21 protein-coding genes are annotated in these 26,306 nt (G+C 54.5%); 13 read left to right on the forward strand and 8 right to left on the reverse strand.

Features of this window, described 5'->3' with window-relative positions; genetic code table 11:
- Positions 1-190: 190 nt before the first annotated feature.
- Positions 191-1,444 carry a VWA domain-containing protein gene (locus tag EH164_RS11715; protein WP_124968344.1) on the forward strand — a complete coding sequence of 418 codons (1,254 nt, stop codon included), beginning with the start codon at positions 191-193 and terminating at the stop codon, positions 1,442-1,444.
- Positions 1,445-1,771: 327 nt separating this feature from the next.
- On the opposite strand, the gene EH164_RS11720 is transcribed toward EH164_RS11715, so the two are convergent.
- Positions 1,772-2,179, reverse strand: a complete 408-nt coding sequence (locus EH164_RS11720; RefSeq protein WP_241174957.1) for a DUF4440 domain-containing protein — start codon at positions 2,177-2,179, stop codon at positions 1,772-1,774.
- Between the two features lie 243 nt (positions 2,180-2,422).
- Between EH164_RS11720 and EH164_RS11725 the strand changes: the two genes are divergently transcribed.
- On the forward strand, positions 2,423-2,812 hold the full coding sequence (locus EH164_RS11725) for a hypothetical protein (protein WP_124968345.1): 390 nt from the start codon (positions 2,423-2,425) through the stop codon (positions 2,810-2,812).
- Between the two features lie 2 nt (positions 2,813-2,814).
- Positions 2,815-3,177 carry a hypothetical protein gene (locus tag EH164_RS11730; RefSeq protein WP_023478808.1) on the forward strand — a complete coding sequence of 121 codons (363 nt, stop codon included), beginning with the start codon at positions 2,815-2,817 and terminating at the stop codon, positions 3,175-3,177.
- Between the two features lie 42 nt (positions 3,178-3,219).
- Here EH164_RS11730 and EH164_RS11735 read toward each other — a convergent pair whose 3' ends face one another.
- Both EH164_RS11735 and EH164_RS11740 read right to left on the reverse strand, forming a co-directional pair.
- Entirely contained in the window at positions 3,220-4,263 is a 1,044-nt protein-coding gene (locus EH164_RS11735) for a hypothetical protein (RefSeq protein ID WP_124968346.1), read from the reverse strand.
- 369 nt (positions 4,264-4,632) lie between these two features.
- Positions 4,633-6,543, reverse strand: coding sequence for a sigma-54-dependent Fis family transcriptional regulator (locus EH164_RS11740; RefSeq protein ID WP_124968347.1), 1,911 nt, complete (start codon positions 6,541-6,543; stop codon positions 4,633-4,635).
- A gap of 234 nt (positions 6,544-6,777) precedes the next feature.
- On the opposite strand from EH164_RS11740, the gene EH164_RS11745 reads away from it, so the two are divergent.
- From EH164_RS11745 to EH164_RS11755, 3 genes are read left to right on the forward strand one after another with little or no spacing between them, the layout of a single operon-like run.
- Positions 6,778-7,974, forward strand: coding sequence for a CaiB/BaiF CoA-transferase family protein (locus tag EH164_RS11745; protein WP_124968348.1), 1,197 nt, complete (start codon positions 6,778-6,780; stop codon positions 7,972-7,974).
- A gap of 10 nt (positions 7,975-7,984) precedes the next feature.
- Entirely contained in the window at positions 7,985-8,902 is a 918-nt protein-coding gene (locus EH164_RS11750; protein WP_124968349.1) for a hydroxymethylglutaryl-CoA lyase, read from the forward strand.
- A gap of 23 nt (positions 8,903-8,925) precedes the next feature.
- On the forward strand, positions 8,926-10,257 hold the full coding sequence (locus EH164_RS11755) for an MFS transporter (RefSeq protein ID WP_241174958.1): 1,332 nt from the start codon (positions 8,926-8,928) through the stop codon (positions 10,255-10,257).
- Between the two features lie 35 nt (positions 10,258-10,292).
- Here EH164_RS11755 and EH164_RS11760 read toward each other — a convergent pair whose 3' ends face one another.
- Complete coding sequence (locus EH164_RS11760; RefSeq protein WP_124971418.1) at positions 10,293-10,901, reverse strand: class I SAM-dependent methyltransferase; 609 nt, start codon at positions 10,899-10,901, stop codon at positions 10,293-10,295.
- Positions 10,894-11,382 (reverse strand): GNAT family N-acetyltransferase, encoded by a 489-nt coding sequence (locus EH164_RS11765; RefSeq protein ID WP_124968350.1) that lies wholly within the window; start codon positions 11,380-11,382, stop codon positions 10,894-10,896. Before EH164_RS11765 ends, EH164_RS11760 begins: the two co-directional genes overlap by 8 nt.
- Before the next feature lie 167 nt (positions 11,383-11,549).
- Here EH164_RS11765 and EH164_RS11770 point away from each other — a divergent pair, with 167 nt between their 5' ends.
- Positions 11,550-12,371, forward strand: a complete 822-nt coding sequence (locus tag EH164_RS11770; protein ID WP_023478895.1) for an alpha/beta fold hydrolase — start codon at positions 11,550-11,552, stop codon at positions 12,369-12,371.
- Positions 12,372-12,768: 397 nt separating this feature from the next.
- Here EH164_RS11770 and EH164_RS11775 read toward each other — a convergent pair whose 3' ends face one another.
- The 3 genes from EH164_RS11775 to EH164_RS11785 all read right to left on the reverse strand — a co-directional run bounded on the left by EH164_RS11775 (position 12,769) and on the right by EH164_RS11785 (position 17,533).
- Positions 12,769-14,547: a thiamine pyrophosphate-requiring protein gene (locus EH164_RS11775; protein ID WP_124968351.1), complete on the reverse strand. Its 1,779-nt coding sequence runs from the start codon at positions 14,545-14,547 to the stop codon at positions 12,769-12,771.
- A gap of 116 nt (positions 14,548-14,663) precedes the next feature.
- Positions 14,664-16,214, reverse strand: a complete 1,551-nt coding sequence (locus EH164_RS11780; RefSeq protein WP_124968352.1) for a sensor domain-containing diguanylate cyclase — start codon at positions 16,212-16,214, stop codon at positions 14,664-14,666.
- An 86-nt stretch (positions 16,215-16,300) separates the two neighbouring features.
- Positions 16,301-17,533, reverse strand: coding sequence for a diguanylate phosphodiesterase (locus EH164_RS11785; RefSeq protein WP_124968353.1), 1,233 nt, complete (start codon positions 17,531-17,533; stop codon positions 16,301-16,303).
- Positions 17,534-18,011: 478 nt separating this feature from the next.
- On the opposite strand from EH164_RS11785, the gene EH164_RS11790 reads away from it, so the two are divergent.
- The 6 genes from EH164_RS11790 (at position 18,012) to adhP (ending at position 26,254) form a co-directional block, all read left to right on the forward strand.
- A complete protein-coding gene (locus EH164_RS11790; protein WP_124971421.1) occupies positions 18,012-19,550 on the forward strand; it encodes a PAS domain-containing methyl-accepting chemotaxis protein in 1,539 nt (512 codons plus the stop codon).
- A 54-nt stretch (positions 19,551-19,604) separates the two neighbouring features.
- Positions 19,605-20,681: a mannuronate-specific alginate lyase gene (locus EH164_RS11795; RefSeq protein ID WP_124968354.1), complete on the forward strand. Its 1,077-nt coding sequence runs from the start codon at positions 19,605-19,607 to the stop codon at positions 20,679-20,681.
- A 179-nt stretch (positions 20,682-20,860) separates the two neighbouring features.
- Complete coding sequence (gene sra / locus EH164_RS11800) at positions 20,861-20,998, forward strand: stationary-phase-induced ribosome-associated protein (RefSeq protein ID WP_023478646.1); 138 nt, start codon at positions 20,861-20,863, stop codon at positions 20,996-20,998.
- A gap of 258 nt (positions 20,999-21,256) precedes the next feature.
- On the forward strand, positions 21,257-22,960 hold the full coding sequence (locus EH164_RS11805) for an NAD-dependent malic enzyme (RefSeq protein WP_023478914.1): 1,704 nt from the start codon (positions 21,257-21,259) through the stop codon (positions 22,958-22,960).
- 306 nt (positions 22,961-23,266) lie between these two features.
- Entirely contained in the window at positions 23,267-24,976 is a 1,710-nt protein-coding gene (locus EH164_RS11810) for an ABC-F family ATP-binding cassette domain-containing protein (RefSeq protein ID WP_124968355.1), read from the forward strand.
- 267 nt (positions 24,977-25,243) lie between these two features.
- Positions 25,244-26,254, forward strand: coding sequence for an alcohol dehydrogenase AdhP (gene adhP / locus EH164_RS11815; protein WP_124968356.1), 1,011 nt, complete (start codon positions 25,244-25,246; stop codon positions 26,252-26,254).
- Positions 26,255-26,306: the final 52 nt, after the last annotated feature.

The following is a 26,306-nucleotide window of genomic DNA, read 5'->3' on the forward strand; positions in this document are numbered from 1 at the left end:
CCGGAGAGTAAGCCGGGGTTTTTATTTGCTTCTTATATTTAAAGCATTGCCGCATTTAAAATTTTTATGGCGATTATGGCATCCGCGCTATCACTTCCTTAACGACGCAAAAGAGATGAATCCGCTTCAGCGCTTCAGGCACACGCATGTCTGAGGGCAGGGAGCAGGGTTATTGATAAGGACAATACCTATGAGATTACAACCGGGACAAAACACGCCGCTGGCGGAGAACTTCATCACCCTGACCCTCAATTACACGGGACGGGCAGGGTTTAAGAGCGAAGTCGATACCTGTCTGTTTATGCTCAATGCCGGGGGAAAAGTGAGCGGCGATGCCGACTTTATCTTCTTCAATAATCTCGCCTCTGCGGAGGGCGCGGTCAAACTGGCGCTCGGGCAGCAGCAGTCCAGCGTAACGATCGCGCTCGATCGTGTTCCCGGAAGCGTCAGCAAGATTAGCATCACGGTCGTCATTGACGGCAGCGAAAGCATTGATGCACTGAGCCAGTTAAGCATTGATGCTCAGGGCATTGCGGATTTTCACGTTGAAACCGCAGGACGCAGCGAAAAAGCGATCATTCTGGCGGAAGTTTATCGCCACAATAGTGCCTGGAAATTACGAGCAATGGGGCAGGGGTTCAACGGCGGGCTTGAACCATTAGCCGTCAGCTATGGTGTGGATGTTGCCCAGCCTGCCGCGCAGCCTTCAACGCCAGCACCGGCGCCGACGCGCATTAGCCTTGAGAAAAAGCTGCAAGATAAATCGCCGCGGCTGGTTAGCCTGGCGAAGAAAGCCACGGTCAGCCTGACGAAAAACAAACTGGATACGCTACAGGCAAGCGTTGCGTTTGTTCTGGATGCTTCAGGCTCGATGAGCGGGCAATTTAATAAAGGTAACGTTCAGGCGGTACTCGATCGCATCGCGGTGCTGGCCGTTCAGTTTGATGATGACGGCGAGATGGATCTGTGGGCGTTCGGCAAGAAACATAAAAAATACCCGAACGTCACGCTGGATAATCTTGACGATTACGTCGAGACAATACGCAAGAACGGCAAGCGTACGATGTTTGAGATCCTGCCGGGGCTGGGCGGTGTGAATAATGAGCCGCCGGTGATGGAAGAGATCGTCGATTACTTCAAAGAGTCCAAACTGCCGGTTTACGTGGTCTTTATTACCGATGGCGGCATCAGCAAGACGCGCGAGATTAAAGAGGCGATTCGTCGCTCCGCAAACTATCCGATCTTCTGGAAGTTCGTCGGCCTTGGCGGGTCGAACTACGGCATTCTCGAAAATCTGGATGACTTTACCGATCGCCGGGTAGATAACACCGATTTCTTTGCGATGGATGATTTCGGCACCATGAGTGACGAAAAACTCTATGACAACTTGTTGGAAGAGTTCAGGCCCTGGATCGATGAGACCAGGAAGATGGGCATTCTCTGACGATACGCAAAAAAGAGCCGGGGATTCTCCCGGCTTTTTTTATGGTGGCGTTTTCCACGGCAGCGGTGAGGCGGATTTAGCAAAGAGATGCATCTTTAATTATGGAGTACGTAACCAGTCGGCTGATATGAGGTTTGCTCATTGCTGACCAGTAGGATGAGCAGAGCAGGGAATAACACGGCCGGGGCGCGAAGGCTGAGGCAACAGAGAGTCTGGATGGATAACCAAATATGTCATTTAACATAATATACATTATGCGCACCAAAGAAACTAAAAGCCCAATCCAGCATTTCCCGGCCATAATCGGCGCTTGCTCAATCGCGCTGCTCAACATGCCTCTGGCGTACCCTGATGAAACTGCATTTGCCACGCTTCTCCTGTTTTTATCCATATCGATGCGCGCAGCGTTGGCCTGGCGATCTTGCCTTGCGCATCAAAGGTAAAACTGCGATATGTCAGTAACGCACATCCTTCGCTCAACTTCGTGACTGCGAAATCCTCCGCGTGGATTTCATCTTCCGGCGCGTCGTTGATCAGCGCGTCAACAACCTGCGCTCTGTCGTAACGTCTTCCTGAGCGACCAATCTCAAAAAACGCTTCATGCAATAATCCATCGACAACCCGGTGTTGATTACGTGTCTGTAAGCAATGCAGCTGCTTTTCAAGTTCGCTGAGCTTCGCGCATAACTTTTGGTCATCGTTCATGATCTGCTCCAGTTTAAAATCGTCTGCCATTGTCCGACTTCTTTCGCTTCGCGATAATTCTTCTTTAATATTCTTACGCCTGATATTTTGATATAAAGGCATACGCAAAAATAAGCTTCTGATTGTTTTAGGTAAAAGTGCTATGTGCTTTCGAAAACGCCTCAGATCCGCAGCTCAACCGCCAACCATCTTGTACATGCATGAGTATCGTACAGTTGACCTGGGCTGCATGGTTCTCGATTGGCGATTTTGCAAGTGATGAAAGGATAACTCATGAACAAAACGGTATACGTGCCAAGCTACTTCCAGCCCATTTACAAAGAGATCACTGTCAAAGTGCCCACGGGAAACACCAGGCGTTTTCTGGGGTTCATTGATTTCGAAGAAAAAATTCGCAAAAAAGAAGTCATCCAGGAAGGATGGTCAGACTGTCAGATTGATGGTGAGAGGTTGAACAATGATGTTTCAACTGCGGTCGCACAACTTAATGCTGACGGATTTGAAGCTATTAGCATCACGCCTGTCACCTCCGGCAACTGGGGGTTCAAATATGATTCCGGCTCAATTACTAACGGAACGGGTAAAGGCGGATATGGCTACGGATACGGTTATTCTTATACGGAAGGCGTATTAATCATCGCAAAACAAAAAGGGGTTAGTTAATTATGGATTTTTTTCGTAAAACGCTGGGCGGTTTAAAAGCCAGTTATTACATTCGTCATTTTATTTTTGGTGCCTTGATCTCCGCGATATTCATCTATTTCTCCCTGCACAACCCGCATGGGTACAAAACGGGAAATATGATTGTCTTTGTTATCAATGCATTCCTCTACCCCTATTCCCGCTTTGTCTATGAGACAATCGTTGGATTCATCATGGGTCAAAATGTCTTTTTCGTTAACGCACTCCTGATGCTGATGGTGAAAATGATGACCATGCTGGTTTGCTGGTTCTTATCCATCTTTATTGCGCCGCTGGGCCTGGCTTACATCTATTTCTACCACACCAGAGCTGAAAAACAGCGCTAACAAAGCGGCTGCGGGATTGCGATCCCGCAGCGCCTTTTCGTCTTAATGAGCGGGCTTATCGCCCTTCTCTTTTGCAGCCGGGTTTTCTGGCAGATCCTCGCGCCCCAAAATCTGATACCGGATAAATTTATCACCAGTGGTACATTTCACTACCACGCCGTGTAAATCGCCGTTCTTAAGATAAAAACCACGGTACTGATTTATACCCACCGCTAAATAACGTGCTTTTTCGCCAAGCTCATCAATCGTCTGATAACGATCGCCGCAGCGAAAAGTGCTGCGCGTGTCGAATTGATAAAAGTTATTGACCAGCGCACCGCCAAGAGTACGGATATTCGCCATCATTAATCCTGGCATGACGCAGGCAAAGGCAACCACCAAAAATATCTGGCTGCTCATCGGCAGCGCGACACGCTTTTTACGTCGCCGCACGCTGGTTTCCATCACGCCTGAAATCACCATAATTAAAAAATAGGCGATGTTGAAAGCGATAAATGCCGCCATAAACAGCGTCAGGCACCAGGTGGTATAAGGCATTAGCGCGGCGGGAAGATCCCAGGACTCAAGTAAAATAGCGCTGGCAAACATTTTGGCGAAAAAGAGCACAAGTGCGAGCAGCAACGGCCAGATTTTACCGAACAGCGAGGCGGCCTGTTTTGACAATACCGATGTGCAGAGTAAGTAGAAACGCACCAGACAAGCGATACCCAGCGCGCAGCAAAATAAAATCAGAAACCAGACAACAATGGCGCTGGCATGGGCGATCGCCAGCAGAAAGCTTGCCGAGAACAATAACGTTGTGGTTCGCGCCATCGACACAAGCACTTTCACTTTGCTGTGTTGCTGGCGCGGCAAAAAGCGCTTCAGACGTTTGCTCTCCTGCGCATGAAACAGTGCGCTCCCCTTGTATTCGGTGATATACGCACAGACCCACAGCATATTGAACCAGACCGCCGCGCCGACGAGTGACGGGTGATGAGTTTTATTGGCGATGGAGAGCAGAATAAGTGTAATGAACCAGTTAATGCACCAGAAAAGAATAAGTGCGGGTATCTGACGCGACAATTTATGCAATAAAACAAACATGACCTCTCCTTTTGTCTGGGTAAATCACTATAGAAAGAAATATCTCTGCTGATAACTTAACCTTGTGGGTTTAATTATGGCGCGTCATTTCCGGTCAAAGAACATAAATAGGGCTGCCCCCCTAATTATGGGAGGCCAGGTATAATCTCAAAGCAACAGTGGCTATACTCCGCTGCTTGCCTGCAAAAAGCGTAATGGAGAAGTGAGAGGAAGAGATGCATACTTTAGGATTCTTGTGCGGGGCAGCATTAGTTGTTTTTATCGTTATGGCGATAAGCAAACGTAAGCGTTAATCGCACGCCCAGCGCCGCGTGTATGCGGCGCTTGTGCTTGATAAGCGATCCCCACCACGCGCAACCATCCGCCAGATTAATGGTTAATCTCCTTCAGCTTTCGCCATAAACTCATTTTACTGATGCCCAGCGTAAACGCGGCTTGCTCCTGATTCTGCTGATACCGGTCAAGATAAAACCGTATCACCTGGCGCTCCACATCTTTGGTGATCTCTTTCAGAGAGCCTTTTGTCAGATCGACATGCAACGATGCGTTGGGTTGCGGCACTGGCGCAGCGGAAAAAGCCGAGCCGGTAAGCGAGAGCATCTCCGGCAATGAGTAATGCGGAAAGCCGACAGAGAGCAGCGCCAGCCGCTCAATGATAAACCGCATCTCGCGCACGTTGCCCGGCCAGGAGTAAGCCGCGAAAAAATCGATAAACTGCCCGAGCAGATGTTCTGCCGCCGCGTCACACAAAAACTTGCTCGCCAGATAACGAAAATCACCTGCGCGCTCGCGCAGCGGCGGCACGGTCAAAGGTAAAACATTGAGCCGGTAAAAGAGATCGCGGCGAAAACTTCCCTCCCCGGCCATGCTGGAGAGTGCGCGATTGGTCGCACCAATAATTCTCACATCAACGGGAATAATATCTTTCCCGCCGATATGCATGATTTCATACTCCTGAAGAACGCGCAGCAGCCGGCTCTGGATCGGCAGCGGCAGCTCGCCAATCTCATCGAGAAAAAGCGTGCCCTGATGCGCCAGCTCAATCAAACCCTCCTTCCCTTCCCGCTTTGCGCCGGTGAATGAGCCGCCTTCATAACCAAACAGTTCGCTCTCCAGTAAACTCTCCGGAATGGCGGCGCAGTTGATTGCCACAAATGGGCCGCTTTTGCGGTTACTGTGGTTATGAATACTTTGGGCAAACAGCTCTTTGCCGGTGCCGGATTCGCCATAGATCATCACCGGCGAATCGGTTTGCGCATACACCTGCGCCAGCTTTTTCACCGCCTGCATTGCACTGTCGCCAGTCAGGATATGATCGAAGGTATAGCGGGCATGAAAGCCCTTCTTCTGTAATTTGCCGCGAATAATGCGCTCAACTTTCTGGATCTGCGGCGTATCGGTAAATGAGCAGACCACGCCAATGCAGTCTTTCCCCATAAACATCGGTACGCGGCTGGTTATGATCGAGGTGTTTTCCAGCTCCTGCAGTTCGCGGATCTCCGGCGACTTCGATAACAACACCTGATTAATGCGCGTGTTTTTAATAATGGCATCAATCTGTTTTCCCAGCGCCTGCGGAGCGGTTATCCCAATGATGTTTTCAGCCGCTTTATTGAATAGCTGAATGTCATTATTTTCATTGGTGACGATAATTCCCTCGGTGATAGAGGACAAAATGATCTCCAGCCGCGTCATATCCAGCATTTTGCGTTTGGTCGTCTCAACGATGGCCAGCGCCTCTCGCAGCGCGCTGTTAACTGATTCCACGCCGTTTTCAATCAAAATGCCCTGCATCTGATAGTGCCGTGCCGTTTCGGTTACCGGGCAACCGCCCGCTACAATCGTGTAATGCCTGGCATAACACTGCTCCAGTTGTGATGTCATATCCTCATGAGAAATAAAGACAAACTCATCAATAACGATATTCAGGGAGGAGGCCAGCAACACAACATCGGGTAAATAGCGCTGGTAATTAAAAAAGGCAATCGGTCGCTGACAATCCCGGACTGGAATTAATGCTTTCAGTAAATCAGAAATGGACATTTGAATAGTAACGACAGGAATATCCGTCGCGCGGGCAATATACTCTGCGGTTCCGCCCCGGCTCAGGATCACATCGTAATACTCTCTATCAAGCGTGCGTGCGATAGTCGCCGCTTTTTCCAGGCTGCCATGATAAACATGGCAATTAAATAATCCGGTGCACTGTGCAATTACGACATTCGCTAAATAAGGATAAGGGGTAATTAACGCCAGGTTGGGCAATGATTTATGTTTCATATTTCCGATCTGCTTTGTTGTTATCTTATTAACTGAATAACATATTTGAAATCGCTAACACAATTGCTATGAACTCATTACCCCATGTAGATCATTAATAATCGCAAAAAGACATAATTATCAGTTAGTTACATATTAAACTAACGCACAAAATTTCTGGCACACATCTTGATTACTCTTTAACGGGTGCAATAAATGCCCACATATTCATTGTTAACGTTAAAGGAATAATTTATGAGTCATCAGTCAGGTGTATTATCCGGCGTGCGGGTTCTCGATTTAACGCGCGTATTAGCCGGTCCCTATTGTGGTATGATGCTGGCCGATTTTGGTGCCGATGTGATTAAAGTTGAATTACCAGGCAGAGGCGATGATTCACGCGCTAATGCACCGCAAATAAACGGCGAAAGCGCCTACTTTATGAACTTAAACAGAAATAAGCGCGGCATCACACTTAATTTAAAATCAGAGGAAGGCCGTACTATTTTTCTCGAGATGGTACGTAATAGCGATATTGTGCTTGAGAATTATCGCCCCGGCGTAATGGAAAAGCTCGGTCTCGGTTACGAAGATTTGCGCAAAGTTAACCCGGCGATCATTTATGGCGCAGTCTCTGGGTTTGGTCATACAGGTCCCTACTCCAGGCGCGCGGGTTACGACATTATCGGCCAGGCAATGAGCGGCCTGATGAGCACCACCGGCTGGCAAGACACACCCCCAACCCGTACTGGCACGGCGATTGCGGATGTCGTCGGCGGCATGAGCTGCGCCATCGGCGTGCTGGCGGCCTATGCGAACCGCCTGAAAACCGGCGTCGGCGATAAAGTCGATATTGCACTGGTTGATTCCATGGTCTCTTCCCTTGAGATCATCAATATCATCTACCTGAATACCGGGCGTATTCCGACGCGTATCGGCAACCGTTATGAAGCCATCTACCCCTACGACTCCTTCGAAGCGCAAGATGGCTATGTCATCATCGCCTGCGGTAACGACAAGCTCTATGGCCTGCTAAAACAGACGCTCAATATCCCGACGCTGGAAGATGAACAATTCCGCACCAATATCGATCGCGTCACTCATCATGCAGAACTGAAACCTATTATTGAGACCTGGACGCGCACGCTGCCTATTGATCGCATCGTCGAGCGCCTGCTGGAGGCCGGTATTCCCGCCGCGCCGATCAATACCATCGATCGCGTCACGCAAGATCCGCATATTGCCAAAGCGCGCGAGATGTTCGTCGATATTGACCATCCGGTCGCCGGAAAAATCACCATGACCGGAAACCAGGTCAAATTCACCAATAAGAAAGCCTCGATTCGCTTCCCTGCCCCGACTCTCGGCCAGCACAACCACGAAGTATTAAAAGAGCTGCTGGGCTACTCCGACGAAAAAATCGCAGAGCTTATTCAGACAGGCGTTTTATAAGGAGATAACGATGCCAACAGCTATTCAGATTACCGAAGTAGGCCCACGCGATGGTTTTCAAAATATTAAATCGTTTATCGACACCGATTTAAAAACGCTGATCATCGACAAACTCGTTGACGCGGGTTTAACCCAGCTTGAAATAACGTCGCTGGTCAGCCCAAAAGCGATCCCGCAAATGGCAGATGCCGCTGACGTTATTGCGCATGTGCTGGCTAAACATCCGCAGATAACGCCCTGGGTATTAGTGCCTAACAGTAAAGGCGCGCAGTTAGCGCACGAGCATCAGATTAAGCACATCAACTATGTGATATCGGTCAGCCCGGCGCATAACCGGGCCAATATCAATCGCAGCCATCAGGAGTCGCTGGCGGATCTCTGTGCGATTCGCCACCGCTGGCCGGAGTTAACGATCACGCTGTCACTGGCGACAGCATTCGGTTGCCCCTTTATTGGCGCAACGGATAGCAACACCCTGCTGGAGATCATCGACTCCGCCCATCAGCTGGGCATTCGCCGCGTCACCCTGTGCGACACCATTGGCGTTGCCAACCCGCGCCAGACCGCGCAGGTGCTGCAAACGGTGCAGCTGCGTTTCCCGGATGTCGATTTCGCCCTGCATATGCACAACACCCACGGCATGGCGCTCGCCAATATGTTGGTGGGGTATCAGAACGGGATCATGCGCTTCGAAACGGCTGCGGGCGGGCTGGGCGGTTGTCCTTTCGCTCCCGGTGCGGCCGGGAACTGCGCCACGGAAGACGCGGTAAATATGTTTAACCGCATGGGCGTCAACACCGGTATTTCTCTCGAAGCGCTGTTAACCGTTGCCTCAGGCATACGGGAAACCATTGAGCCACAGCTATTAAGCGCCCTTTCCCGCGCGCGTCCTTACAGCGAATTTGATTTTTGCGCTGATAAAAAATAATAAACCCTACGGAATTACCTATTATGGATAACAAAACAGTCAGACCTAAAATGACGCACTACAGATGGTGGGTGATGAGCTTTATTTTTGTCATCTACACCGTCGCCAATGCTGATCGCGCCAATATTGGCTTTGCCATCCCTTTTATTCAGGAGGAATTTAACCTCTCCAACACCATGGCAGGTGTGCTTATCAGCCTGTTCTTTGCCGGTTATGCCTTCTTTCAAATTCCCGCCGGTTATTTAATTAAACGCTATGGCATGCGCAATATTTTTGCCCTCGGCATGCTGCTCACCTCAATATTCACCGGCCTGATGGGCGTGGTAAATAATGTCTGGCTGTTGAAGCTGCTGCGCTGCCTGGTGGGCATCAGCGAAGCGCCGGTGGTGATTGGCTCCACGGCTACCATCAATCAGTGGTTCCCGGCGAAAGAGAAAGGCACAGCAACCGGGCTGTTTCTCGCAGGCTCCAAGTTTGGCCCGCTGATTGTGCCCGCACTTTGCGCCTGGATAATCATGACCTGGGGCTGGCGCTATATTTTCGTCTTCTTCGCCATTCCCGGCATTCTGCTCTCGCTGTTCTGGTATCTCATGGTACGTAACAAGCCGGAAGAGAGCCGCTTCGTGAATGCGCAGGAAGTGGCCTATATTCGCGAAGAGTCGACGGCAGTCGCCCAGAGTGCGCAACAGGAGACGCTGAAATATGGCTGGCTGGATAAGCTGATTCGCACCAGGCAGGTGGATGAACTCACCACCTCAAAACAGGTGTTTCGCTGCTGGGATATCTATGGCGTGGCGCTGGGCTACTTTTCGATGGTCGGCATCGTCAGCGTGCTGATGTCCTGGCTGCCCAAATACCTGATTACCGAGCGCGGTTTCGACTTAACCAGCTCCGCCGTGCTGGCGGCGGCACCGTTCCTCGGCACGGTATTAGGCAATTTTCTCGGCGGCGTGCTGTCGGACCGGGTGTTAAATAAACGTCGCAAACCGCTGATGCTGCTGAGCGCCGGTGCCACAATCTTCACCATGTATTCGCTGGTCTATGCGCCGGAGAGCAAAATAGTCCTCTCGCTGATGCTCTTTATGCTGGGGCTGATGCTGTCGCTGGGCTACTCGGCCTACTCCGTTTACGCCATGGGCCGCGCCAGTAAAGAGATCTACCCGGTAGCCTACAGCGTTATCAATATGGGCGGGCAGCTCGGCGGGATGTGCATGCCGCTGTTGGTCGGCGTGATTCTCGATACGTGGAACTGGGACGCGGTATTTATGGCAATGACCGGCTTCTGCGCGCTCTGCTTTATTATGGTCTCGACGGTAATTGAACCCCTGTCGAAGAGCATAAAAATCATCAGATAAGCGTTATCAGGGGCGGAAACGCCCCTTTTTTCCACTTACGTCTGACGCTGCGCCAACCAGACGGAATGCCCGGTGCAGTGCGGATCGTTTAGCACCACCTCCACCACTTCAAAGCCAATCTCTCCCAGCAGCTTGCGATACGTCTGCGGCGCAAGGCTGGCATGATAGAGCGTTTCGCCCTCCATCTGACCGAGTGCTTCGCCCTCTTCCGGCCCGCTGGTAAACATCAGGACGCTGCCCGCATGGCTGTGATGTTCAAAGCGGGTGAACATCTGCTGTTGATCGTCTTGCGTCAGATGAAAAAAGCTGTCCCAGGCGATAAGCCCGTCAAAGGTTTCGCCCAGCGACAGCTGGCGCATATCCTGTAACAGCCAGCGTTGATGCGGAAAATTCTCACGGGCGCGATCGAGCATCGCGGGCGCACCATCGACACCCGTCAGTTGAAAACCCTGCGCAATCAGCCAGCCCGCGATGGGCTGACCGTTCCCGCAGCCGATATCCACTATTCGCCCCTGGGGCGGTAACCGTGCCGCGAACTTCTTCAGCCACGTTTTCTCAAACAGCGCCCGTGAGCGCTGCTCTGCAAAGGCTGCGGCATGGCGCTGATAGAGAGCAAGAATTCCCTCCGCGGCTTTGTTACTCATCATCACGCTCCTTCAGGTGACAGACCATATCAATACAGCGCAGATCCGCTCCCGCCAGCTTCGAGTGGTAAACACTCTCCCGCACTACCGTAAATCCACGTTTTTGATAGAAGCGGCAAGCATTGGGCGTTGCCGCAAGCCGAAGAGTGCTAAAGCCACGTCTAAGCGCCTCCTGTTTCAGAGCATCCATAATGCGCGTCGCCAGCCCGTGGCCTTCCCACTCCGGCAGGGTAAAAATCGCCTCGATGCTGCCGGTGGCAATATCGAGAAAGCCGGTCGCTACCGGCTGCCCCTGTTCAGATAGCGCGACATAAAAGGGGTTGTCGTTAATCATCATTACCTGCCCCTGCGGCATCGCCTCCGGCGTCCAGGCGGCAATAACCTCATCGCTATAAACCCCTTTGCAGCCGTGGCGGATCGCTTCATTGCGAACGCGCCAGATAGCCGGTGCCTCATTGGGTTGTGCCAGCCTGATCTCCATCCTCTCTCCTTACGTATTCTCCGATTCCATCCGCATGCTCTGCACGCGCGCGATGGGCTGCTACAGTTTTACGGTAGTGATTCGAAACGCGAGGCGCATCTGTCGCGATACGAACATTAATGAATAACCAGCAAGAATGTGTCACCACTCAACGATGAGGTAAGGCAATGAGTACTATCAAAACGCAAGATGGAACGCAGATCTACTACAAAGATTGGGGTTCAGGTAAACCGGTACTGTTCAGCCACGGCTGGCCGCTGGATGGTGATATGTGGGACAGCCAGCTCAACTTCCTTGCCGAGCGCGGTTACCGGGTTATCGCCTTTGACCGTCGCGGCTTTGGCCGTTCTGAGCAGCCGTGGAACGGCTATGACTACGATACTTTTGCCTCCGACATCAACGATCTGATCACCGCGCTGGATCTGCACGATGTCACGCTGGTCGGCTTCTCCATGGGTGGTGGCGATGTTGCGCGCTACATTGGCCGTTATGGCACCTCGCGCGTGGCAGGCCTGGCGCTGTTGGGCGCCGTCACCCCTATTTTTGGCAAAACTGACGACCATCCAGAAGGCGTCGACAAGAGCGTGTTTGATGAGATCAAAGCGGGTCTGCGTAAAGATCGCGCGCAGTTTATCAGTGATTTCGCTACCCCATTTTATGGGCTTAACGCCGGGCAGAAAGTGTCCGACGGCGTACTGACGCAGACCCTGAATATCGCCCTGCTGGCGTCGCTGAAAGGGACGATTGATTGCGTCACCGCGTTTTCGGAAACCGACTTCCGCGAAGATATTAAGAAAGTAGATGTGCCGACGCTGGTGATTCATGGCAGCAATGACCAGGTGGTGCCGTTCGAAGCGACCGGTAAGCTCTCAGCCGAGATGATCCCCGGCGCCGAATTGAAGGTTTACGACAATGGCCCGCACGGCTTTGCCGTTACCCACCAGGATCAGCTTAACAACGATCTGCTGGCCTTTTTGCAGAAGATTTGAGTTACACACTCCGTAGGCCTGATAAGACGAAGTCGCCATCAGGCATTGCTTGCCGGGTGGTGCTGCGCTTACCCGGCCTACAACACCGCGTAGGCCTGATAAGGCGAAGCCGCCATCAGGCATTGCTTGCCGGGTGGTGCTGCGCTTATCCGGCCTACAACACCACGTAAGCCTGATAAGGCGAAGCCGCCATCAGGCATTGCTTGCCGGGTGGCGCTGCGCTTACCCGGCCTACAACACCACGTAGGCCTGATAAGGCGAAGTCGCCATCAGGCATTGCTTGCCGGGTGGTGCTGCGCTTACCCGGCCTACAACACCACGTAAGCCTGATAAGGCGAAGCCGCCATCAGGCATTCTGACAAAAGCCCGGCGACATCATTGTCACCGGGCTTTTTCATTACTTCTTATGGAACAACTGGCTGGCGGTATCGCTAATCACCTGCACCGCGCCGCGATCCCCTTTCGCCATCGAGGCCATAAAGGCTTTCGCCTGCTTGAAGGTGATATGCGGCGGCAACGGTGCCACTTCCGGGTCCGTCTTCACCTCCAGCACCACCGGGCGGTCGGACTGCAACGCCTGCTGCCAGGCGGTTGAAAGCGCATCAGGGGTATCAACAAAAATACCGCCCAGCCCCAGCGATTGCGCAAACTCGGCATAACGCACATCCGGCAGCTGCTGGGTCGCTTCAAAGCGCGGATTGCCCTCCATCACCCGCTGCTCCCAGGTTACCTGGTTAAGATCCTGATTGTTGAAGACGCAAATCACCAGCCGCGGATTCGCCCACTGCTGCCAGTACTTCTGAATGGTGATCAGCTCTGCCATATTGTTCATCTGCATTGCCCCATCGCCCACCAGCGCGACAACCACCTTCTCCGGTGCGGCAAATTTCGCTGCAATCGCATATGGCACCGCCGCGCCCATACAGGCCAGCCCGCCGGAGAGCGACGCGCGCTGCCCCTGCTTAACGCGGTAATCGCGGGCAAACCAGTTGGCGCAGGAACCTGAATCGGAAGTGACAATCGCGTCATCCGGCAGCAGCGGCGACATCTCCCACACCACGCGCTGCGGGTTAACCGGGTTCGCCGGTGCCATCGCGCGCTGCTCCATCAGCTCCCACCAGCTCTGCACATTTTTCGCAATCGACTCCTGCCAGCTACGGTCGGTTTTCTGCTCCAGCAGCGGCAGCAAGGCGCGTAACGTCTCTGCTGAATCGCCGTGGAGATTGACTTCGCAGGGATAGCGCAGCCCCAGCATTGCCGGGTCGATATCAATCTGCACGGCGCGGGCGCTGCCCTCCGCCGGCAAAAATTCGGTCCACGGAAAACCGCTGCCAATCATCAGCAGCGTGTCGCACTCCTGCATCAGTTTCCAGGAGGGTTCGGTGCCAAGCAGACCAATCGAGCCGGTAACAAACGGCGCATCATCGGGAAGGACATCTTTACCGAGCAGCGCTTTCGCCACGCCAGCACCCAGCACATTCGCCGCCTGCACCACTTCCACCGCTGCATTGCGTGCGCCAGCACCAATCAGGATGGCCACTTTTTTACCGGCATTCAGCACATCCGCGGCACACTGCAAATCAACCTGATGAGGAATAACGCGCGGGCGCTGATAGCCCGAGCCGGAGTGGGTAAAGCCGTGGGCATGTTGCGGAGCCTGCCAGGGTTCGTCCTGCACATCTTTCGGGATAATAACCACCCCGACGCCATTCTGCGCCATTGCCACGCGCACACCGCGATCCACCAGATGGCGCACCTGCGCAGGGGTCGCGGCCTCCTGGACAAAGTTGGCGACGTCGGAGAAGACGCGATCGAGGTTCATCTCCTGCTGATAGCTCGCTCCACGCGCGGTAGTCTCTGCCTGGCCGGCAATCGCTAGCACCGGGGCGTGATCCATTTTGGCGTCGTAGAGGCCGGTCAGCATATGGGTCGCCCCCGGGCCGCCGGTCGAGAGACAGACGCCCAGCTCGCCAGTAAATTTGGCATGACCCACAGCCATAAACGCCGCCATCTCTTCATGGCGAACCTGGATAAACTCAATGCCGTCGCCGGATTTATTCGCGCGCTGAATTGCCCCGAGCACGCCGTTGATGCCATCTCCCGGGTAACCATAAATGCGTGTAACGCCCCACTCTTTCAGGCGCTGAACGAAGAAATCGCTGGTTTTCATGCTCATCGTGCTCTCTCCTTGCAGCTTCATTAGAAACATTAAGGGTAGTCGATGATGATGCAGGTATTGGATTTGGTCGTCCCAGGCCGGGTAAGCGCAGCGCCACCCGGCAAGGACTTATATCAGGAAGCGGACAGCGCCCGGTCGCGCCCGTCGATTTTCGCCTGATAGAGCGCCTTATCCGCCCCCTCTTTCAGGCGAATGGCGTCATCATAATTTTGGTCGGCAACCAGGCTATAACACCCGGCGCTGATGGTAACAATGCTCTGCTGCGCGCTGGTCTTCACGTGCGGGATCTGCGCATTGCGCACCGCGGTCACCGCCTGACGGGCAACAAACAGCGCCGCTTCAGGCCCGGTATCCGGCAGAACAATTGCGAACTCCTCGCCACCGTAACGGGCAATCAAATCATTCGGCCTGAGTTTCAGCTTTTGCAGGATCTCGCCCACCATCCGCAGGCAGTTATCCCCGGCAACATGACCGTAAAAATCGTTATAGCGCTTGAAGTAGTCGATATCGATCATGATCAGCGCCACCGGTTTTTGCGTCAGCGCAGAGGCCTTCAGGCTCTTACTTAAAAAGAGATCGAACTGGCGACGGTTCGCAAGCCCGGTCAGGCCATCGGCCAGCGCCATCAGTTGCAGCGTATGGTTGATACTGGTCAGCTCATCACGCAGCACCGCAAGCTCGGTCTGATTACGCACGTTGAGCCGCACCTGGCGAAATATAATCGACCCCATCAACAGCGTGCCGAGCAGCAGCATGCCGTTAAGCACCAGATCCGGCAGACTCTCCTGCAACCACCTTTTCCACAGCGCCGGTCTGTCGTAACCGGCAGCGACCACCAGCGGATAACGCTCAAGCCGGGCAAAGCCGTAGGTGCGTTCAACATGATCGAGCGCGGAGACCCAGGTACCGTTACCGCGATCTTTTCGCGCCAGCTCCCGCGTAAAGAGCGGGCTGGCAGAGAGATTGCGGTTGATGATCTCCTCCCCATAGGGGCGCACATAGAGCGCGGTGCCGTCAATATTCAGCAGCGCCAGCATGTCGCGGTTACCCAGCTCAAAATAGGCGTAAAAATGGCGGAAATAGTCGATTCTTACCGTTGCCAGCAGGATGCCTTCAAAGCCGCCAGCTTTGTCGCTGATGCGTAATGAAACCGGGATCACTAAATCGCCGGTTGTGCGGCTACGAATCACATGACCAATGTGCACGCTACCGTGACCATTACGGCGGTGATAGGCAAAATATTCGCGGTCGCTGTTGTTCGACATCACCGGGATTTTGCCAAACGACGTTGACTTCATATTGCCCTGAGCGTCATAGACCATCAGGCCATGCAGCTGCGGCAGGCGGGATTTCAGATCGGCGAGATAGATATCAAACTGGGGTGCGTTGATCTGGTCAACGTTCTCTACCGGCAGATTACGGCGAATGTCGCGCAGCACCAGCTCCGCCTGGAGAAAAGTATCTTCCGCTTGACGCGCCTGCGAGATCGACAGGTTGACTGCATCACGCTCGATATCCTCGACCGCGCGCTCCCAGGAGCGTGTCAGTGTCCATGTGGTTGTCGCCACACCGGCCAGCAGCAATGCCACGATAAAAAAGGTGATACTGCGCCCCAGCGAAGATTCGAGAGCCAGTTTCCGTGCGAGCTGCTTTCTAAATTTCATCCACGCTCCTTTTGTCACATCCACTGTCGATACGTTAAGCATAGAAGCACGATGATCCATAAGCCAAACCGGTTAAGCGTTTCGTGCTATGAAGGTTTCTTGTTAACAGGAATACGCTCAGGCCAGTTAATCGCCGGGACGCCATTTAACATCGGGCGGGCAAACAGGAAGCCCTGAAAACGCTCGACGCCGACGGCTTCAAGCCAGCACCACTCTTCCACCTTCTCCACCCCTTCCGCGACAACGCTAATTTGCAGCTCGGCGCAGCACTCGAGAATGGCTTTAACAATCGCCTGTTTCGGGCCATGAAGATGAATATCGGTAACGATAGTGCGGTCGATTTTCAGCTTATCGGGCTGAAACTTCGCCAGCAGCGACAGGCCGGCAAACCCCGAACCAAAGTCATCAATCGCCAGGCCAATCCCCGCTGCACGCAGCTGGCGGATCGCCCAGGTGAACTCGTCATAGCTGGAGATCACCTCATCTTCCGTCACTTCGACAATAATCTGCCCGGGGCTGAGCTTATTGCGCGCAATGTGCCCGAGGAGCATATCCACCGCGCCCGGGATCTTGACCAGCGACATCGGCAGCAGGTTAAGGGCGATTTTGTGATTGCCAATACCGATGCGTCGCGCCATTGCCAGCGCCCACGCTTTGGAGGCGAGATCCGCTTCGTGCAGTTTCTCCGGCGCAATGGTTGCAAAATAGTCCTGCGGGCTGCCGCCGTCCGGCCCGCGGATCAGCGCTTCCAGCGAGGAGATTTTGCCGCGCAGGGGTTCGATAATCGGCTGAAAGGCAAACTGACAGGGCTGCCCCTCGAGCATGGGCAGCGTCTCCTGGCTAAACGGCGAGGCTTTGCGGGTAAAGTGCCACGCGTCGGGCGAAGTATTGCGCACCCCGCCGTTGTTATTGGCAGAAGAGATAAAATTGCGGATAAATTTGTAGGCCCGATCGCTGCTTGCCTGGTTGTAGCGCACCATACCAAAGCGCAGGACGGCGCGTAACACCGCCGCAGGTTGCACCGTTCTCAGGTCGAACAGCACCATGCCGCGATCGACAAAGCGGCGGCGCGGCGCAAAGTCACGCAGCAGCTCGACGATATTACCGTGGCGAATATCGCTGTTGATGCGCTCAAAAACGCTGTTGACCGACTCCAGCGGTCCTTCCAGAACCTGCAAAAAGTACTCGCCGTCGAACAATAAGATACCCGTCACCTGCAACGTTGCGTTGCTGTGGTTCGCTCGCTCGACGATAGCAGTCAGTTGAGAGGGAATTAATGTCCGATTCAGTCGGCTACGGTATATCAAAGTCGCTAACACGCGATGCTACCCTCAAAATGCCCACAAAGAATCCGAATGGATGGTGCCATCGCGGGAGTCTAGCAAGATCCTGCCCCTGCCGTTCGTTGAACAGAGGCCAATCTGTTAGCGTGATCGCAGATTAAAGTCTGTTCACGGTGAAAATTACTTCACACACCATCCGCAGCCCGATGTTAAGACCTCCTTTTCGCCGCTGCGTTTTTTTGACCCTTTCCCGCATCGCCCGCCATCAATTTGGCTTAAGGATTTACTTAACTCTGACCTCTATTTTCCATCACGTTTTATTTTTCAAAATAATAACAATTATGATCATCACTCTTTAAGCGCCGCTTAAAAAATAATTAGCTCTACCGCTTTTCGTGTCGCATAACTTCATGGAGAATGCCGGGGTAAAAACAATAGCGACACTCCCGTAAGAAAAATGAAAATGCTATTTGCGCTGGCGACAATAACTGGCGCGATCCAGCGTGGGATTATTATGAAACTCAACACACCCGTTACACAAAAAGAATATTTGCTTAACGAAGAATCGACATTATTGTCGACGACCGATACGCAGAGCCATATCACTTATGCCAATACGGCGTTTATAGAGGCCAGCGGCTTTACGGAAGAGCAGCTGAAGGGTCAGCCACACAATATTATTCGCCATCCGGACATGCCGCCCGCCGCCTTCGGAGATATGTGGTTTACCCTGCAGCAAGGCGACAGTTGGACCGGAATCGTCAAGAACCGCCGTCAAAATGGCGATCACTACTGGGTGCGTGCCAACGTCACACCGGTCTACCAGCATGGAAAATTAACCGGCTATATTTCGGTGCGTAATATTCCGGCACGCGAGGAGATTGACGCCAGCGCGGCGCTTTATCAGCGTGTTAATGAAAATAAAATTAAAGGTTATAAATTTTATAAAGGATTGCTGGTTCGCCGGGGTGTGTTTTCATTTTTATCTTTATTTCAGCGCATCAGTGCGGCTGGGCGTATTTATTTCGGCGTCATCACCTCTGCTGCCCTGTTAGTGGTATTGCAATCCCTCTCTTTTAATGTCGTAGAAAAATCTGCAGCGGTGTTAATTATTTTTGCCCTGCTCGCGCTCTTTTTGCAGCAGCAATTCTCCCGCCCGCTGAAAATTGTGCTCGCGCAAATGCAGCGCGTGGTTTCCGGGCGCCAAGCTGATTATCAGCACTTCAATCGCGTCGATGAAATTGGGCTTCTGATGCGCCTGGTCAATCAGTCCGGGCTTAACCTTAATTCGCTGGTCGGCGATGTCTCAGCGCAAATTGCGGGTATTCGCGAAGTAAGCGAGCAGATCGCCCGCGAAGGCGACGCGTTGCACAGCCGCACGGCAGAAACCTCCGCCGATCTGCACCAGACGGCAGCGGCGGTAGAGGAGATTGCCAGCGCGGTGAAGCAGACGGCGGAAACGGCGGCGGATGCCATGAGCCGGGCGGACGAAACCAGTGCCAGTGCCGTGAAGAGCGGAGAGGCAATGAAACAGGCAATCGCGACGATGCAGGCGGTCTCGGCAGATAACAGCAAGATCGTCGACATTATCGGCGTCATCGACAGCATTGCCTTTCAGACCAATATCCTTGCCCTCAACGCTGCTGTGGAGGCCGCGCGCGCCGGTGAGGCGGGCCGCGGGTTTGCCGTGGTAGCCGCCGAGGTGCGTAACCTGGCCCAGCACTCCGCCTCAGCGGCGCGGCAGATCCAGACGCTGATTGAACACAATGTGGCAAACGTTAAAAGCGGCGTCGGTATGGTCGCCAGCACGGAGAGCCACCTGACAGCGATGATCGACAATGTGGTCACCATGTCGACGATGATTAAAGAGATCGGCACCGCCACCCATGAACAGACGCTGGCGCTGGCGCTGATTAACGACTCGGTCTCCCGCGTGGGCGGCATGACGCAAAACAACAGCGGCATGGTTGACCATGTCACCCAGGCGGCGGAAAACCTCTCTGCGCGCGCTGCCCGCCTGCACCGTGCGGTGCATGTTTTTGGCGGCAGCTGAAAAACAAACGACCATGCTATAGTCCCCCTTCCAGTAGCGGAAGGAGAACGTAGCATGGTGTTTCTGCGCGCAGGGCTCATCTTTATCCTCTTTACCGCGGCAACCCTCGCCGCCCCCCTTGTTCCGCCCGCGGGCTTTACGCAGCCTCCGGCAACACATACGCTAGCTAAAACCGTCTCCTGCCCCGACGCACCACCGCCCTTTACCGGCGCACTCGATTTTCGCAGTAAATATGAAGGCTCAGACAGCGCCCGCGCCACGATCAATCCGCAGGCGGAAGCGGCGTTCCACCAGCAAACTCGTGCCATCGCGGATATGGAAAAGTTCGTCAGCGCGCAAATCACCGCCTGGCACCGCAGCGGCGATGCGCGTGATGTCACCTGTCTGGTCACCGCGCTCAATCGCTGGGCAACGGCCGGGGCGCTGCTGGGCGAGGCGCGAAACCACACCGGCAAATCGATGCGCAAATGGGCGCTGGCAACATTTTCATCAGGCTGGATTCAGCTGCAATTTTCAGCGGGCCATCCGCTGAACGCCTGGCCCGCGCAGACGCAAAACATCACCCGCTGGCTGGGCAAAATGGGGGAGTTAACCGCCAGCGAGTGGCGGGATTTGCCGCTTAGCAAGGTGAATAACCACAGCTACTGGGCAGCCTGGGCGTTAATGGCAACCTCGGTGGCAACTGAGCGGCAGGATCTCTTTGACCAGTCACTGGCGATCTACCGCACCGCCATGCAGCAGATTGATGCCGACGGTTTCCTGCCTAATGAAATGCGTCGCCGCCAGCGGGCGCTGTCCTACCATAACTACGCCCTGCAACCGCTGGTGATGATCGCCCTTTTCGCCCGCGCCAATAGCGTTGATATGCCTCAGGAGAATAAGGCTGCGTTACAGCGGCTTGCCACGCAGGTGATTGCCGGGCTGGATAACCCGCAGCCCTTCACCGACAGAAGCGGCGCTCAGCAGGATATGGCCTTTTTGCAGCAGCCGACAAATCTCGCCTGGCTCGAGGCCTGGTGCCAGCTTTCAGCCTGCGATAACGATTTACGCACGCGGCTGGCCAGCCTGCGACCGCTGCAAAACAGGCGCCTCGGTGGTCCGCTGACGCTGTTACTCGGGCCAAAAGCGTGATGCGGCGCACAGGTCAGCGAGACTGTTCTTAAAAGTGCCCATCAGGGTTGAGATTTGCGCAGCGATAGCCGAGGATAATCTTTCGGTATGGAAACATACCTTGCAATGATGTGATTGTATTTCGCCCGGCCCTTTACCGGGCTTGTCCTTGAAACACGCAACTGGATTAAGGAGTAAGCATGAAATCGAACCGTCAGGCACGTCATCTTATGGGACTGGATTACAAAGTGTCGAACACCCGTAAGGTTGTCACCAAAGACAACAACGAGGAGACCGTTGTCTCCCACCGCTCCGGCCGTCATCGCCGCGCGGGTTAAGACCCTCTCCCACACCACCCTGCGGGGTGGTGTTTATCCCAGGTTTGCTTCGCACGACTCCCTCATCTGTTTTATGCCGCCAGCATCACATTTCAGCTCCCCATACGCCGCTTACCAGGAAAGTTGATAAAAATTCAATCAACGAATAGGTCAATCGGGAAGTATTTGCTCATTCAATGCTTTATAATTGCGCCCGCCGCTGTACCCGCGTGCGACCTCACCCCCCGTGCGCGCGTTCGTTTCTCAAGGAGCTGTTAGATGAATGCCAAACATAATAAGAATCGGTCACTGTATATCCCCTACGCAGGACCCGTGTTGCTCGAGTTTCCCCTGCTGAACAAAGGTAGCGCCTTCAGCGTTGAAGAGCGCAGCAGTTTCAACCTGCTGGGCCTGCTGCCGGAAGTGGTGGAAACCATTGAAGAGCAAGCCGAGCGCGCCTGGTTGCAGTATCAGGGCTTCAAGACCGATATCGATAAACACATTTACCTGCGTAACATTCAGGACACCAACGAAACCCTCTTCTACCGCCTCGTCGAAAATCATCTCGAAGAGATGATGCCGGTGATCTACACCCCAACGGTCGGCTGGGCGTGCGAACGCTTCTCAGATATCTACCGCCGCGCGCGCGGTGTGTTCATCTCCTGGCAAAACCGCGGCAGCATGGATGACATCCTGCAAAACGTGCCGAACCACAATATCAAAGTGATTGTGGTCACCGACGGCGAGCGCATCCTCGGCCTTGGCGACCAGGGCATTGGCGGGATGGGCATTCCTATCGGTAAGCTGTCGCTCTACACCTCCTGCGGCGGCATCAGCCCGGCTTACACCCTGCCGGTGGTGCTGGATGTCGGCACCAACAACCAGCAGTTGCTCAACGATCCGCTCTATATGGGCTCGCGCCATCCGCGCATTACCGGCGATGAGTACTACGCCTTTGTGGATGAGTTCATCCAGGCCGTGAAACAGCGCTGGCCGGACGTGCTGTTGCAGTTTGAAGATTTCGCCCAGAAAAACGCCATGCCGCTGCTGAACCGCTACCGGGATGAGATCTGCTCCTTTAACGATGATATTCAGGGCACGGCGGCGGTCACCGTCGGTACGCTGATTGCCGCCAGCCGCGCGGCGGGCAGCCAGCTCAGCGATCAGAAAATTGTCTTCCTCGGGGCCGGTTCCGCCGGCTGCGGTATCGCCGAGCAGATCATCGCTCAGACCCAGCGTGAAGGCCTTAGCGAAGAGGCCGCGCGCCAGAAAGTCTTTATGGTTGACCGTTTCGGTCTGCTGACCGATGGCATGCCAAACCTGCTGCCGTTCCAGACCGGGCTGGTGCAGAAGCGTGAGAACCTGCAAAACTGGGATATCAACGTGCAGAACGAAGCGATCTCCCTGCTTGATGTGGTGCGCAACGTGAAGCCGGATATCCTGATCGGCGTCTCCGGCCAGACTGGGTTGTTCACGGAGGAGATCATCCGTGAGATGCATAAACACTGCCCGCGCCCGATCGTGATGCCGCTCTCCAACCCGACCTCACGTGTGGAAGCGACACCGCAGGACATCATCAGCTGGACCAACGGCATGGCGCTGGTTGCCACCGGCAGCCCGTTTGCCCCGGTACAGTGGCAGGATAAAGTCTTCCCGATTGCCCAGTGCAACAACGCCTATATCTTCCCGGGCATTGGTCTTGGTGTGATCTCCTCCGGCGCGTCTCGTATCACTGACGATATGCTGATGGCGGCAAGTGAAACGCTGGCCGAGTACTCGCCGCTGCTGCTTAACGGCGAAGGGCTGGTGCTGCCGGAACTGAAAGATATTCAGGTGGTGTCGCGCGCGATTGCCTTTGCCGTTGGCAAAATGGCGCAACAGCAAGGTGTGGCGGTGAAAACCTCCCCTGAAGCGCTGAAGCAGGCCATTGATGACAACTTCTGGGAGCCGCAGTACCGCAACTATCGCCGTACCTCGATCTGACTCTCTCCGCAACCCGGAGCACGCTGCTCCGGGTTTTTTGTTGCTGGTAAATCATTCACTTCCTCGCTAAACTCCTTTTTACCCATCAACTTACTGAATATAAAAAAGGAGGCTACCTATGCTGTATTGTGAATTGTTTGACTATTCACATGCATTTGGCGATCGCGCCAGCTCAAGCGTTACCGGTATCGTGCTGCGATAACCTCTGCTTGAGCGAAGCATAACTCTCCCTTCCCTCGGGCTTACCGGGTTGTCGTCAGCGATGTTTGACGAGGCGTTTTCACGCCTGTAACTCTTGAGTAAGCAATGAGCACACTACTATCTGCACAATCAATCCGTGTTGAGACCGCCTTCGGTCCGCTGTTTTCTGACCTCTCCTTTACCCTGAAAAAGGGCGATCGCCTCGGGCTTATTGGCGACAATGGCTGCGGCAAAAGTACCCTGCTGAAGGTGCTTGATGGCACGATCTCCCCGCTTTCCGGTACGGTGACACAGGCGCATCACTGCCTGCTGGCGCGCGTGGAGCAACATCTGCCCGATGAATTGTTGTCAATGACGCTGCTTGATGCGGTGCTGGCGCAACTCTCCTCTGCTGAACGGCAAACCCAGCGCTGGCGCGCAGAAACGCTGCTCGCCGCCATGGGACTGAACGAGCAGGAGATTACCTTAACGGCGGCGACGCTGAGCGGCGGGCAACACACCCGCCTGCTGCTGGCGCGGGCGCTGATCCGCGAACCCGACCTGCTGTTACTGGATGAGCCGGGCAACCACCTCGATCTTCCTACCTTGCTGTGGCTGGAGCAGTTTCTGCAAAGCTGGTCCGGCAGCTTTGTGATGGTCTCCCACGACGCCGCGCTGCTGGATGCCGTCACCAACGGCACGTGGATCCTGCGCGACCATACGCTGCACGGCTTCGCCTTACCCTGCACTCTGGCGCGCAAAGCGCTTGAGGAGCGGGATGAGAGCGATGCCCTGCGCCACAAAGCGGAGCAGAAGGAGATTGACCGTGTGACCGCCAGCGCCAAACGGCTGGCGACATGGGGTCGCGTCTACGACAACGAAGATCTGGCGCGTAAAGCAAAACAGATGGCACGCCAGGTGGATCGCCTGAAAGCGAGCCAGACGGCGCTGACCGACGGCAGCCAGTGGCGGCTGGCGCTGCATGGCGAACCCTTAGCGGCTGACCGCTTACTGGAGATGGAGAACATGGCGGTCTCCCCCGCGCCGGGGCTGCCTGCGCTGTTCCACATCCCCCTTGCCCGCCTGAAAAGCGGCGATCGGGTGGCGGTGCTCGGGCGTAACGGCTGCGGGAAATCCTCCCTGCTGAGGCTTATCTGGCAGGTTTACCACCAGCCGGAGCATGACGCCCTGCGCCTGCATCCGCGGTTGCATGCCGGGTATTACGATCAGAGCCTGCACCAGTTGCCGGATGAGTCGACCCTGTTCGACGCGCTGGAGCCATTCGCCCCGGCTCCGGGTGACAGGAAAATGGCCTTGATCAGCGCTGGTTTTGCCTTTTCTCGTCACGGCCAGCGCGTGGCAACACTTAGCGGCGGCGAGCGCTCGCGGCTGCTCTTTGTCGGGCTGTCGCTGGCGCGCTTTAACCTGCTGATGCTCGATGAGCCGACCAACCACCTTGATATGGCGGGCAAAGAGGCGCTGGCGAAGGCGTTAACGCAATTCAGCGGCGGCGTGCTGCTGGTAAGCCACGACCGACAGTTGATAAGCCAGAGCTGTAACCGTTTCTGGCTGGTGGAAGATGGCGAACTGAGCGAGTGGCATGACGCCGACGCGGTGTTTGGGCGTCTGCGTGAACGCGCTGGCTCGCCGGTTGCGGCGGTTGACGCGCAATCCTGCGACGCTGCGGCACCAGATGATGATGACGCTCTGCTGGAGCGGCTTATCGATCTGGAAACGCGGCTGGAGGAGGATCTGGCGCGCAAAGAGAGGCATCAAAAACCGCAGTTGCAGGCGCAGTGGCGCGACGAGATTGCGCGTCTTCGCTTACTGTTGTAGCCGTTTTATCTCCTCTTCAAAGGCACCGTAAGGTGCCTTTTTTCATATTTCCCACATATTCATGACATCTGTGCAGCACGTTTTTTAACCACATTAACTGTTTGATTACTCACCATTTACCCTACCTGATATAAGGGTAATGGCGGCAAAGTATGTCATTCTGTTGCCAGGCTATTGAATCCCTTTCCTAAACCATTAACTCTTAAGGGGTATTAAGGGATGAGGCGATAGCGCTTCACCGTACTTTTGCCAGCAAGGAGATTAAAGATGAAAGCTGCCGTTGTTACTCAGGATCACCAGGTCGCTATTGCAGATAAGACGCTGCGCCCGCTGAAACATGGCGAAGCGCTGCTGAAAATGGAGTGTTGCGGCGTATGCCACACCGATCTGCATGTTAAAAATGGTGATTTTGGCGACAAGACCGGGGTGATCCTCGGTCATGAAGGGATTGGCATCGTCACCGAGATCGCCGAAGGCGTCACCTCGCTGAAACCAGGCGATCGCGCCTCTGTTGCATGGTTTTTCCAGGGCTGCGGCCACTGCGAATATTGCAACAGTGGCAATGAAACCCTGTGCCGCGAAGTGGTCAACGCTGGTTATACCGCCGATGGCGGCATGGCGCAGGAGTGCATTGTGGTAGCGGATTACGCGGTGAAAGTGCCGGACGGCCTTGGCTCTGCGGAAGCCAGCAGCATCACCTGTGCGGGTGTGACAACCTATAAAGCGGTGAAAGTGTCGCAGATTAAGCCGGGCCAGTGGATTGCGATTTATGGTCTGGGCGGCCTCGGCAACCTGGCGTTGCAGTACGCGAAAAACGTCTTTAATGCCAAAGTGATCGCCATTGATGTGAATGACGAGCAACTTAAGCTCGCCGCCAGCATGGGTGCCAATCTGACCATCAACTCGCGCAGCGAAGATGCGGCGAAAGTGGTGCAGGAGAAAACCGGCGGCGCGCATGCGGCCGTGGTTACCGCCGTGGCAAAAGCGGCCTTTAACTCGGCGGTCGACGCCGTGCGCGCCGGTGGACGCGTGGTCGCCGTTGGTCTGCCGCCGGAAGCGATGAGCCTCGATATTCCGCGTCTGGTGCTGGACGGCATTCAGGTGGTGGGTTCGCTGGTCGGCACCCGTCAGGATCTTACCGAAGCATTCCAGTTCGCCGCCGAAGGGAAAGTGGTGCCGAAAGTGGCGTTGCGCCCGCTGGAAGATATCAACGCCATCTTTAAAGAAATGGAACAGGGTCAGATCCGTGGCCGTATGGTGATCGATTTACGTCATTAATCTGCGTAGCCGGTAAACAAATGTCGGATGGCGCTACGCTTATCCGACCTAC

This window comes from Kosakonia sp. CCTCC M2018092, assembly GCF_003864115.1.
In the GTDB taxonomy this organism is placed as follows: Bacteria; Pseudomonadota; Gammaproteobacteria; order Enterobacterales; family Enterobacteriaceae; genus Kosakonia; species Kosakonia cowanii.